Source organism: Chryseobacterium sp. CBo1 (assembly GCF_001693475.1).
Classification (GTDB): domain Bacteria; phylum Bacteroidota; class Bacteroidia; order Flavobacteriales; family Weeksellaceae; genus Chryseobacterium; species Chryseobacterium formosense.
Map to the genome: position 1 here is coordinate 25,608 of NZ_MAUH01000022.1, position 11,884 is coordinate 37,491.

Consider the following 11,884-nt stretch of genomic DNA (forward strand, 5'->3'; position numbering starts at 1 on the left):
TTAATTAAGAAATATTCATCCAGTACATTCCTGAGTCTACCGACCTGAATTTTCCGGTCGAAGTCATCGCAAAAATAATTTCGCCTCTTCTTTTTAAATCATGGAACTCTCCCACTTCATTTGATCCTGGAAATCTTACTGTCCACGAAATCCCGGCATTGTCTGAAATTTCTAAAAGGTAAGGATTAGCCGGAGAAATCCTGATGAGTTTAATTCCCATACTTGTAATAGTTGCCATCTTTTTAATTTAGTTTTTTGTTAAAACCTATTGCAAAACTCGGATTTGTGATTAATTCTTCCCTGCAGAACAGTTCTATATTTTTTAAATTTGAAGGCTCACCTAAAACAACTTCCTGTATTTCGCTTTTCCGGATGATATTTTCAATTTGCCCACCCGAGAAACTGAATTTTTCTGCTAAAACCTGACATTCATTTTCGCTCAGCTTTGGAAGTTTTAATTTCCAGATTTCAGATCTGATTTTTGTATCTGGCATTTGAAATTTAATTTTAAAAAGAAATCTTCTTTCAAAAGCTGAATCCAGGTTTTCCGCAAGATTGGTGGTTGCCATTAGAATACCATCAAAGTTTTCTAGTTCTTCCAAGAGAATATTCTGCAACGCATTTTCAGTTTGCGCAGTGTTTGAGTCGCTAATTTCTTTTCGTTTTGAAATAACTGCATCGGCTTCATTAAACAGCAAAATTGGGATTTGATCGCAATCATTCGAAAAATCTGTGTAATCTGTAAAAATTCTTTTAATCAACTTCTCACTGTCACCAAACCATTTAGATTTTGTTTGGCTGATATCCACTTTCATAATCTGACGGTTGGTATTTTTTGCCAGCTGTTTTACAATTTCTGTTTTACCTGTTCCTGAAGATCCGTGTAGCAGAACTGTAATCCCTCTGGGCAAGCCTTTTTCTGCAAGCCTTTTTTGAGTTGCAGTAAATTTATCTTCCTGCAACAACTTTTTTATGGTTTCGAGCTGTGCCATTTCATTTGAATCGAAAATTAGCTCACGTTCAACAATGTCCGACGGCTCAATGACGTTACTTTTCTTCTGTTTTTTACGGAATAATTTGATATCGCATTCATTGAGCATTTGAAGTGACTGTTCAGTAAGTTTCATTTCCGTATCATTGAAAAAATCTGCAGGAACAATTTCAATCCATTTGTTTTTTACTAAAATATGTTCTTCCGAAATCAGTTTCTGTATCTCATCAAATCTTACCTGCTTCATGTCGTAAATCCCTTCTAGCGCACTGCCGATGTCTGTGGTTTCGCTCCCGGAAATCGTTTTCCAAATTACATAGAGAAAAAGATAGGCATCTTCAATTCTTAATGCAAGCTGCCTGATTTGCTTAATCAGCGGAAGATTTGTATTCTTCTCAATATTAAACTGCGTCTCTCTAAAAAGCGTCATCGTCGAAATAATATCTTCGTCCCGTTTTATGCCCAAATCGTAAAGTTTTTCGAGAAGATCTGTGATTGTCAAAACGTTTGTTGTTGAAAATTCAGGCATTGGAAGTTCACATATTACTGCTTCAGATAATTTTTCTTCAATGGTATATCTGTCACCCGCTCCAGAAATTTTCAGACTTCTTTTAGATTTCTCTTTAGTAAAAAAACCTTTTTCGCAAAGACTTTCCAATTTGTGATGATATTTCAACATCTCCAGAGGATTGCAGTCAAAATATTCGCTTAAATTACTCAGATCCGCCGTATCTCCTTTATAATTGAAAGTAAAAACCATCGCAATAAAAAAGGTTTGCGTTTGATCAGTATTGAAATACCGGGAAAGGCTTTCAAGTTCAGTTTTAGCACTGTCAAAAAACTTTTCTTCCAATCGACAGCCTTTAGCTTTTTCATAGACCTTCCCGATATTTTCAAGTATTTGTTTTTTTGTTGTAATCTCCATGTCTCTTTTTTTGACAAAGGTAGATGGGGAGTTGGACAGGGTGTGGCGGGGTTTAAATTTTAATTTAAGGTTCTAAGTTTACTAATTATTTCATTTGCATTTTCTTCTATTTCAGTAAGGCTTATTTTTGAATTTTTTTGATTCAATTTTTGCATTAAGGGGTATTTATCATAGTCAAATTTTCCAGTTTTATTATTGTAATAACTTGTACCTAAAAGTAAATTACCAATAGAATAACTATTTAATGAGCTGTCAGGAGTTTCCATTTTTATTCTAATTAGATTAGGCTTTTCCCAAAATTGTGCGATACTATCATTAAAAAATAATTCAGCATCAGTATTCAAAAATTCCATAATCGCCCATAATAAAACTCTTTCATAATGACCAATATTACGAGTGTCATTGATCATATCCTCAAACTCAACGATATCGTTATTATGTCGTAGTACACTGGTCTTAAAAAATTCTTTCAGCAAATCATAAAAAAACTCAAAGAGATCCTTTTCTGAATGTGACTCGAATTTTTTCCAAATTGTATTGAAATTAGTATGGAGAAATAATTTTTTTCCTGATTTATTACGCATACAATAGCCCCAACCATCCACTGTTCGATGCTCAAAATTACCATCATTTAGGTAAAGCATTAAACGATAAAGATTTCCTAATTTAATATTTGTTGAATAAGTAAATTGGATCGGATTTATTTTAAGATATACTCTATAAAATTTTTCTAAGTCAGAAATATCTGAGTTTTGTGTAATTTCAAAAAGAGGAAACAAGTCTCCCATAAAGTCGGGATGATCCTCCCACTCTTCAATTAAAGTCTTGTGCTCAGAAAGTTGTCTTTTCTTTTTTTCTTCATCATTATACCAAAGTGCAGGAATCTTCTGAATCTTTTCAAATGAAGTTTCCACTACCTCAAAAGATAGAATTTCTTGCAGTGAATTAGACTTTTCTATTATTTGGAGTATATATTTCCAATCCAAATAGTTGAGTTTTCTATGTTTTCTTTTTAAATCAAAATAATTTTTTCTTAATCTTCTAAGGAATTGATATGCAGATTCTGTATCAAATCCAAATTTGGATATAAATGCAAGTAATGGGAGTAAAATATTTTGTTGCCTTTCTCTACTAAGTTCTCTAAGATCAATAATGTTTGATACAATTTTATTATCATTGATGAATTTGAATTGATCTTGAAATTTTTCAATTCCAAGTAACAAAATAATATTTTTTAAAACTTGAAAATAAATATGAATATTATTTAAATTCTCTTCGTTATCATTTTTCCGTAATGAAAATTTAGATTCCTTTATGATATCAATATCTTCTTGCTGTTTTTTTACTTTAAAATACCAAGTAAGAAAATCGTTCACACCTTCATCTGAAATGTTTTCATCCTTCTTTTTGTTCTTCCAAAACCAAGTTTCTCTCTCTTCCCACTGTATTGCTAATTCAGAGTTTTGTGTGTTTCCTAATAAGATTGGTTTTATGTTTTCTGAAACCGTAAGACTTTTCCCTGTTGTATTGATGATGACAAATCGCTCTTCTCCATGCTTTTTATCTTCAACATTGTAGTATTGAATTTTAATATTCTCAATTACAAAATGACAAAAGTCTGAAGTTAAATCACCAGATTTTTTTTCAATAATTTCTAATGCTGATAACATGCTTCCGATTGATGGGTCTAAAGAATACTCATTAAAAAACCAATTTTGATTTTTTACATCAGAAACTTTAAGTTCATTTTTTTTGATAAAAAATTCATTTACCAAGTCCCTCAAAAAGAATACTGTAGTTTCTCTTACCGCATATTGCAAATAAGGTTCTTGATCATCTTGCAGTTCTTCAAAATCAGAAATCAGACATTTTTTCAAGCATGTTTCTCCAAATTTTTTGTGCAACATTCCAATCAAGAGATACAATGTTGTAAGTCTTTGCTGTCCGTCTGTTAGGTAAATGTGATTGGTTGGATTTTCGTAGGCATCTATTTTGCCTAATAAAATCTCAGATTTATTGTTATTAAATTCGTCAAATAAGGTGTCTAAAAAATCACTAACTATATCTTTATTATTCTTTTCCCCATGAGACTCATCTCCCCAACAATAATCTCGTTGAAAATCTGGAATTATGATTTTTCTATTAGGAGTAGAGAAAAGTTGCTTTAAAGAGTATTCTTGTGTATTAATTAATTCCATAATAACTATTCAAGTATGATATGATTGATTTTTTGTTTGAAAGGATTTCTTTTTCTGTCCAATCTGATTTTGAAAACACAGATATTGTGTGTAATAGATTTCTACTGGAGAAAGTTATAGATGAATTAAAGTAAGTATTTTTTTTCTCTGAGAAATCTTTTGCTCCGAAGGCGGAATTATCCCTTCCATAAAGTAATACTAGATTCCCGATACAATGTATGCTACCTTCGATGTAATTATCTCTATTAAAATCTAAAATATTTCCTTTCGATTTCGGAAAAATATGCTCCAAAGATCGACTTCCCCAAATAGAAAAATCAAATTTTCGTTTAAGTTTGTTATCTTCCAAAATATTTAGGAGTAATAAGAAACGAAATGCATATTCTTTTCTAGAATCTTTGAAATCGGCATCGTTTTCATTCCAGTAAACAAATTTTTCATTTACCAAGTCAATCACTTCTTTAGCCTTTCTTTTTTTTATGCTTATATGTTCTTCGGTTTCAGAGCCATTAATTTTTTCAGTTGTATTATTTATGATTTCAAGATGTGTTGCTCCTATCAAAGACCACTTGCTATATTCTTCTAGTTTAATTTTATTGGTGTTTTTTATATCTAAAAAATATCGTAAAGAGCTTTCTTTAGAGTTACTGGTTTTAAGAATTAAACCTAAAAAATTATGATTTAGTGGGTGATTGTATAAATCTTCAAAGGTTTTTTGAAGTTTTCTAAGCCCCTCAAAATGTTTTTTTGCACTGATACCATCACTTATAAATTGAGATTTAAAGTTGTCAAATGAAAAATCTTTTGACTTTTTATTTTCGTCGTTTATGTTCCAGTAGGTTATTAAAAGATAGTACAATGGATGATGGTTTCCTGTACCAAAATATTCTTTTACTTCATTTTGATTCCACCAATAAAGCCACTTGTCCCAATTTCTGGCTAATCGTCCGCGATCCTCATTAATTTTCCATTCAATTCCTAATTGGTGCTCTTTATCCTGATCACTGTTAATTTGAATTCTTGATGATTTAATCAATAAATCAGACTTAATTAATTCTTCATCTTTCATTATTGCTTTTAAGCCATTTAATGCAATAAAAGTATTAACTGCTTTTTCTTTAGGTATAATATTGTAAAGTAAAAATACTTTCTCCTTGAGATACGCTAAAAAGTCCGATCTGATTAAAGTATCATTGAAAATATTTTTAATTTGACTAATCGCTTCTTTAAAATAATATATATCTTGACTATCGTCAGCATTCGATCCATTCTTGTAATCGGGTAAATCATTTTTAAGCCACTCATGACTGTCAATTCGCACATCGTAAATCAGTTTATCTTCTATAAAATCTTTATCATCTAAAAATGAAAACAGAAGAAAAAGAGATGTTGTTCTTTGCTGACCATCGACAAGTATAATCTTTGTATCTTCTTCTACTATAGTTACGGCCTCAATGAAATACTCTTTGACTTCATTTTCGTAGGCATTTTTGAGCGACTTTATAAAATGAACTAATGAACTTTCGTTCGTGGTAGAATCTTTAATAGACCACTTATAGCCTCGCTGATATTCAGGAATTAAAAAAACTCCTTTTTCAAAATAATCTTTTATATTAATTTTACTTCCCATTTTTCAAATGTATTATAAACAACTCCGCACAAGCTTTCGCATCGCTCAGTGCATCATGGTGGTTTAATGAAATATTATACTGACTACAAAGTGAAGCCAGATTTTGTTTAAAGATTCTATAAGTGCAGTGTTTTTCGTACACAGGCGCATTCATTCCATAATATTCCAGTGTTTTCTGAAGTACCGGAAAATCGAAAGACAAACCATTGTGAGCCACAGCGGTTTGTCCTCTAATAAACGGTTCAAGTTGATGCCAAACTTGGTTGAAAGTCGCAGCATTCCTGGTCATCGTGGGAGTAATCCCATGGATGTCTGTAAACTTTGGCCAGTAATAATTATCCGGAGGTTGTACCAAAAGATTGACTTCATTGGTGATCACTCCATTTTCCACACGTACCAATCCCACCTGACAGATGCTGTGTTGATAACCTTGAGCTGTTTCAAAGTCGATTGCTGTGAAATTTTTCATCTATAAAGCGGGTTGGTGTTTCTTGGTCGGACTTTTTGAGCAAGAAAGCGAGGTCAGACTTGTTAAACTTGAGGATTTATGGCCACAACATTTACACGTATATTGTGATTTTTCAGTCCCTTCATATAATGCGTGCTTTTTTCCTTCAGGATTTTTTGAGCATGAAAGTGCTGTTAGTGAACTAACACTTGACGATTTGTGACCGCACCATTTGCAGTAAAATTTTGACATAATTTATTAGATTTATGTTTTGCCTTCGATTGAGAGGTGTTGGCTTTCCTTGTTTTCGGAAGCAAAGATATAGGGAGACTTAGTCGAAAGGTGGCTGGGTTGTTTGTATAAATAGTCAAAAACAAAAAGGTATCGTTGGATACCTTTTTGTTGTATAAACTGAATTTAATTATACTTTCTGAACTTCATTTTCTGCCTTATGTTTTTTGTATAAGTCATCAAACATTTTTGACAAATCATCTAGATTAATTACCATTCCACTTTTATAATATGCGTTACATGCCCATCCAAAAGCAAATGTCATAGAAGCTGCCACTGCAGATGCTACTGCCATTGTAGCGATTTCAACAAATTGGGCTCCTGGAATCCATCCTGCAGCTTTCAAGGCAGTTATTGCCCATCTCGAAATTTGCTTTCCTACGCTACCAGTAACAGTAGATGCTACGATTTTCATAACATCTTGTTTACTTGGTTCAAAATCATAAATATAGGCGATTTTTAAAGCAAGCGTTGTTTGTATTCCCGTAAGTGCAACAATATCGGCACCGGGAATAGGTAATGCTCCTACAGCAGCTGCTGCTGTCGTAGCGATATTAATCAACTTTTTTACGGATTGTTCTTTGTACTTTGATACTTTTAAAAACAGTAATTCCTTACCAATTGTTTCTAAAGTTTTCGCTATTTCTGAATGTAATTGTTGAACACCTTCTCCAGTTTTAGACGATATGGCAATTGCCGAATAACCAACTTCTTCTCTAATTTGGTTTAAAACATCTACTCGCTCGTTAGGATCCAAAGCATCAATTTTATTTAAAACTAAAATAACAGGTTTACCAAGCTTATCAATTTCTTGGAATGCTTTTTTTTCGTGGGCTGTCATTCCCGATGCGGCATTAATAAAATATAAAATAATATCAGCTGTGTTCTCCACAAAGTCAGACGCTTTCTTACTGACGTCCGAGTCAATATCAAATAATCCAGGTGTATCAGCAATATATACACCTTTAGAAAGTTCATATATAGAAACATCTTTTGTCCATCCAGCTCGAGCTTTAACCTCTGTGTAATTTTTACCCGTCAACGCATTAATCGTAGATGATTTTCCTGCGTTTACGCTTCCAATGAGGCTGATGATTAATTTTTGATTTGTTATTTTTTCAAATTCTTCATGCTTTTCATCGTACGATTGATTAAATGCATTTTCGTAATCTTTTGGATCAAATTCGGGATTTTCCATGTAAATTTTTTTTAAGTTTTATTTATTCTTTGAAATTTTAAATATTTAGTAAAAATAGCAAGAGACTATGTCAATACGCGGCAGACTTTAGGAAAAACATTTTTTTTACTTTATCTCCTTCCAAACAAGCTTTTCATCCTCATTGTTAGCAAATCGCAAAGGTGTAAAGTTTTTAAAATCTTTGGTTTTATATTCGATACTCATCGATGGGGCTGTGCTAAAGTCATCTGCTGTATACATACTTGTAGAAACTACATATTCTCCATTCTTATTCTTTGTTATTACATAAAATGCTCTAGGCTCTGTACGCCATCCTTTTTTAGCATATTTCGCAACTTTTTTATAAAAATTGTCGTCTGATGTTGGATCAATATTGATTGGGATAATTTCGTCTTGAGTAATTTTGTAGCTTTTGAAACTCCTGCCATCTGCCGTTCCTGTTTCATTCGAGCAAGTAAGAATTTCCCCAGGAACTGATTCATAGACAGAATTTTCATTGGCTTCATTGGATGGAAATGGAAAGTATCCAAAAACACCAAAGTTTTTCTCTAACAAGAATATAAACTCTTCAGAGGTTTCTTGCGTAGCAAAACGTTTATCAAGTTTCTGAATAATCCTTTGTAAACCAATACTTGTAGACGGATCATTTTCAAATTGTTCTTTTTCTCTTGAAACTAATTCCTCATATTGTTCTTTCAGTTGTTCCGGAGATTTTTGAACCTTATCAAAATAAGATCCCATCTGTAATTTCAAATCTTCGAAATATTTTTTCTTTTCTTTGTCATCCTTGAATTTTAATACACTAGCAAGATATTTCTCCGTTTCTTTTGGATTCTCTGCCATATATTTTTTATATAATTCTAAATGTTCTTCCAATGTAATGCTAGGCTTGAAAAGTTCGGCTTTATTATTTATGACTTCACCGCCTTCATAAAGTGAAAAAATTGTATCTGTAAACTTTTTCAAAACGACATCAGAATAATCTTTATAATTAAAAGTTTGTTTCATTTCCTCAAAATAAAGTGCACGGAAATATTGCTTATAAAACTCATGCTTTTGATTTTGCGGAATTGTTTTTTGAATTTCTTTTAGAGATTTTGTCGAATAATTACCAGAAAATTTTGATTGTTGGGCAAGGAAGAATAGGCTGAAAAATACAGCTGTAAGTAATAATGTTTTTTTCACGGTTAAAATTTTATCAAATATATAAACTTACTGGAAATAAATATTGTGGATTCCCATAAAGTTGAATAAAATTTAATAATTACTTTTAGCGTATAAAAATTTTTAAATGGAAGAAAGAGATTTACTTATATTAAAATGCTTAGCCAACGGTTTGCAGATAAATGAAATTGCCTTATCTCTTCAAAAAGAAAACGGTATTTCTGTAAGCATTAGCACAATTGAAAAGAGGCTGAATGTAATCAGGAAACAGTTTGGTGCAAAAACATTATTTCAATTAGGGATTATTTTGAAAAAAAAAATATACTTTAGATTACCAAGCTAAAACAACATTTTAATTTTCTAAATTTAATATCATAAAATTTAAAAGCTTTTTTTTTTAAAACATTACATGGTGCACATCTATAAATGTTTTAAAAACATGCTTTTTCCGATTTTCGCAAAAATGCGGTTCCGACCAAAGAGAGGAATCGCATTTTTGCCACGCCATTTTCCCAAAACATATCCTGAATTCCGAAACAACAATATTCATTCATCACTAATCTTAAATTTACAATACCTTAAAACCAAAACCACGCATAGATATACCGCATAAAAAACTGCAAGTCTTTCAACTTGCAGTTTCAAAAATTGACTTTATAAAATCTAAATCAATTCATAAATCTTTCCCAAAACCAAAATCAAATCCTACCTCGGCTTTTTAAAAGAAAACAAAATCCTCCTTTCTACCCTATCAAAACAAATATACCCCTGATACTCCTTACCTTTCTCACTAATCAACCCACTAATATAAGCCGTACCCCCAGCCCTCAACTTATCCATCTGCCACTTACGAAGATACTTCCCTCGAAAAGTCGTCGGAATTCCAACTTCAATACCATCAGAAAAACTTTGAACTTTTACTTTATTATCAAAGAAAAACTCCACCCATTGCTTTTCCGCATTAAACTGTAATGTCGCATTAAAAAGCCTTTTACTTTTAGACAACATATTTTCAACATACAGTTGTTTTCCGCTACGAAGAATCTCCTTTTGATCCTCGCTTAAATCCACACCACAAATCACCTTCGGAATCCTCACAAATTCCATTCTCAAAGAAAACAATTCATTGGTTAAATTATCCAAACTCACAAGCGACGGAACGATTTCGCCCGTAGCAGGATTAACAAGCTCCACTACTCTCCCCATATTCCCGCAACTTAAAAGGTTCACTCGATCCTCCTTTGAAAACCTATGTCCAAAAAATTTCTTTCTGAAATCAACCCTTTTCTGTACCCGATGAACATGAACCACCACTTCCCCATTATCATCTAACTTCAACTGCAACCGTGCACCAACCGTATCACCCGAAATCCCACTATCACACTTAACAGGAACTAGCACCGACGTTTTATATCCTTTCAGCAAACATTCCAACACACCCAATTCCTCCAACGTTTCTTTATCAAGACCTATTTCAGCCATAGCATCCCAATTCACATCATCAATCTGAAAACGATATTTTGGATTAACAGCCACAAAATTTGATTCCTTATAGGAACTTCCCCGACCAACTCCATCTATATCCAGATTTTTTTTATTTCTCAAAGCATCCACCGTATCAATCGAAACCTCATACTTTTTCAATTCCTCTTTCTCAACGGTCGAAGAACTATTTACATAATCCTGCAAACCTCTGGCTGTTTCATGCGCTTCAAATTCCGTCACTTTGAAAAACGAAAATTCGTCAGGATTTTTAAGCTGATGATAAAAATCTGCATAGAAATCCGTAAAAGAACCTGCTGTAGAATCAATCCGCATCATCGTATCTAAACCATTACTTTCAGGCTCCAATTCAATAAGATTTCCGTTGGGAGCTACGGACTGCACAATCCCAACGGAATTGCTGCTATGACGAAGCACCAATAAAGTACTGGCTGCTGAATTTGCTGTATAACATGCTCTATTATTCATGATATTTTTTTTATTAATTGTTATTTTGTGATTTGTATTTTCTCAGAATTCAAAAGAATCTCAGACTTATTTCAGATTTTTAAGCCTACATTTTTTCAATCCTCCCTAAACATATAGCCAGGTTTCGGCTGTATAACATCCAGATTGTTCCAGATAAAATCAAAAACCTCTTTGATTTGCTTCTCATTCAATTTATTAAGAAGAATCGAATGTATGTAATCTTCATATATTACAATTTCCCTACTCGGAAAACTCCCCGTAGCCATACGAATTGTAGTCCTTCCACTTCGGATACACAAATGAAAAACACTTTCACTCCAACCTTCATAACCGAGAAACAAAGTTTCATCCAAAGGAACTGCTCCCGCCACTGCTCTATTCACCGATTCATCTGCAAAACTCAACTTTGCCAACCGATTACAATTCGAGATTCCTTCATGTTTCGCCATCTTATTAGCAAACAAAACCTGTTCGATATTGCCTTTAGGATTCTCTATCCCAAAAAGCAACGATTCAACTGAAAATTCAAATGTTGTCTTCATAACTTAAATTCATTTTGATTTTACCATTTTAATAATTGTTTTCTTTTCCAAACCATTGTTTTTAATTTTCTGTCACTGCTCACTCAATAATTTCTCATCTTATCAACCAACTTATTCACATAAAGAACTACCCATCCATTCAACTCAAACTATATTAAAAACCTTAAAGCATCAAACCAAACCAACCAGCAAGGCATCAATCCATATAGTATTAATTACCTCAAATTCTAAAACTCTTGCTTTAATAAAAACAACATCTACCTACCTACCTACCTACCTACCTACCTACCTACCTACCTACCTACCTACCTACCTACCTACCTACCTACCTACCTGAACCAAATTACACTAACCTACCAGCTAAAAAACTACTGACACGCCATCCATCCATCCATCCATCCATCCATCCATCCATCCATCCATCCATCCATCCATCCATCCATCCATCCATCCATCCATCCATCCATCCATCCATCCATCCATCCATCCATCCATCCATCCATCCATCCATCCATCCATCCATCCA

10 protein-coding genes are annotated in these 11,884 nt (G+C 33.0%); 1 reads left to right on the plus strand and 9 read right to left on the minus strand.

All coding sequences use genetic code 11. The features are described from left to right. Nucleotides 1–4: 4 nt before the first annotated feature. The 7 genes from BA768_RS12540 to BA768_RS12575 form a co-directional block, all read right to left on the minus strand. On the minus strand, nucleotides 5–238 hold the full coding sequence (locus BA768_RS12540) for a hypothetical protein (protein WP_065721020.1): 234 nt from the start codon (nucleotides 236–238) through the stop codon (nucleotides 5–7). A 4-nt stretch (nucleotides 239–242) separates the two neighbouring features. Beyond that, on the minus strand, nucleotides 243–1,916 hold the full coding sequence (locus BA768_RS12545; protein WP_065721021.1) for an ATP-binding protein: 1,674 nt from the start codon (nucleotides 1,914–1,916) through the stop codon (nucleotides 243–245). Nucleotides 1,917–1,975: 59 nt separating this feature from the next. Continuing rightward, nucleotides 1,976–4,114, minus strand: coding sequence for a DUF262 domain-containing protein (locus BA768_RS12550; protein WP_065721022.1), 2,139 nt, complete (start codon nucleotides 4,112–4,114; stop codon nucleotides 1,976–1,978). Continuing rightward, nucleotides 4,101–5,744, minus strand: coding sequence for a DUF262 domain-containing protein (locus tag BA768_RS12555; protein ID WP_065721023.1), 1,644 nt, complete (start codon nucleotides 5,742–5,744; stop codon nucleotides 4,101–4,103). The genes BA768_RS12550 and BA768_RS12555 overlap by 14 nt, the downstream gene beginning before the upstream one ends. Beyond that, on the minus strand, nucleotides 5,734–6,213 hold the full coding sequence (locus BA768_RS12560) for a 3'-5' exonuclease (protein ID WP_065721024.1): 480 nt from the start codon (nucleotides 6,211–6,213) through the stop codon (nucleotides 5,734–5,736). Before BA768_RS12560 ends, BA768_RS12555 begins: the two co-directional genes overlap by 11 nt. A gap of 400 nt (nucleotides 6,214–6,613) precedes the next feature. Beyond that, on the minus strand, nucleotides 6,614–7,681 hold the full coding sequence (locus tag BA768_RS12570) for a GTPase (RefSeq protein WP_065721026.1): 1,068 nt from the start codon (nucleotides 7,679–7,681) through the stop codon (nucleotides 6,614–6,616). A 105-nt stretch (nucleotides 7,682–7,786) separates the two neighbouring features. After that, the gene (locus BA768_RS12575) at nucleotides 7,787–8,866 is read right to left on the minus strand and encodes a hypothetical protein (protein ID WP_123947111.1); all 1,080 of its coding nucleotides are present in this window, start codon (nucleotides 8,864–8,866) and stop codon (nucleotides 7,787–7,789) included. A 106-nt stretch (nucleotides 8,867–8,972) separates the two neighbouring features. On the opposite strand from BA768_RS12575, the gene BA768_RS12580 reads away from it, so the two are divergent. Next, nucleotides 8,973–9,188, plus strand: coding sequence for a hypothetical protein (locus tag BA768_RS12580; protein WP_065721028.1), 216 nt, complete (start codon nucleotides 8,973–8,975; stop codon nucleotides 9,186–9,188). Nucleotides 9,189–9,550: 362 nt separating this feature from the next. Here the strand turns inward: BA768_RS12580 and BA768_RS12585 are convergent, their stop codons facing one another. Both BA768_RS12585 and BA768_RS12590 read right to left on the minus strand, forming a co-directional pair. Next, the gene (locus tag BA768_RS12585) at nucleotides 9,551–10,816 is read right to left on the minus strand and encodes a DUF3945 domain-containing protein (RefSeq protein ID WP_065721029.1); all 1,266 of its coding nucleotides are present in this window, start codon (nucleotides 10,814–10,816) and stop codon (nucleotides 9,551–9,553) included. 95 nt (nucleotides 10,817–10,911) lie between these two features. After that, nucleotides 10,912–11,358 carry a hypothetical protein gene (locus BA768_RS12590; protein ID WP_065721030.1) on the minus strand — a complete coding sequence of 149 codons (447 nt, stop codon included), beginning with the start codon at nucleotides 11,356–11,358 and terminating at the stop codon, nucleotides 10,912–10,914. Nucleotides 11,359–11,884: the final 526 nt, after the last annotated feature.

Excerpts from the sequence above, each read along its gene's own strand:
- BA768_RS12555 (WP_065721023.1), bottom strand. The coding sequence starts at position 5,744 with ATGGGAAGTAAAATTAATATAAAAGATTATTTTGAAAAAGGAGTTTTT.
- BA768_RS12580 (WP_065721028.1), top strand. The coding sequence starts at position 8,973 with ATGGAAGAAAGAGATTTACTTATATTAAAATGCTTAGCCAACGGTTTG.
- BA768_RS12545 (WP_065721021.1), bottom strand. The coding sequence starts at position 1,916 with ATGGAGATTACAACAAAAAAACAAATACTTGAAAATATCGGGAAGGTC.
- BA768_RS12560 (WP_065721024.1), bottom strand. The coding sequence starts at position 6,213 with ATGAAAAATTTCACAGCAATCGACTTTGAAACAGCTCAAGGTTATCAA.
- BA768_RS12590 (WP_065721030.1), bottom strand. The coding sequence starts at position 11,358 with ATGAAGACAACATTTGAATTTTCAGTTGAATCGTTGCTTTTTGGGATA.
- BA768_RS12585 (WP_065721029.1), bottom strand. The coding sequence starts at position 10,816 with ATGAATAATAGAGCATGTTATACAGCAAATTCAGCAGCCAGTACTTTA.
- BA768_RS12540 (WP_065721020.1), bottom strand. The coding sequence starts at position 238 with ATGGCAACTATTACAAGTATGGGAATTAAACTCATCAGGATTTCTCCG.
- BA768_RS12570 (WP_065721026.1), bottom strand. The coding sequence starts at position 7,681 with ATGGAAAATCCCGAATTTGATCCAAAAGATTACGAAAATGCATTTAAT.
- BA768_RS12550 (WP_065721022.1), bottom strand. The coding sequence starts at position 4,114 with ATGGAATTAATTAATACACAAGAATACTCTTTAAAGCAACTTTTCTCT.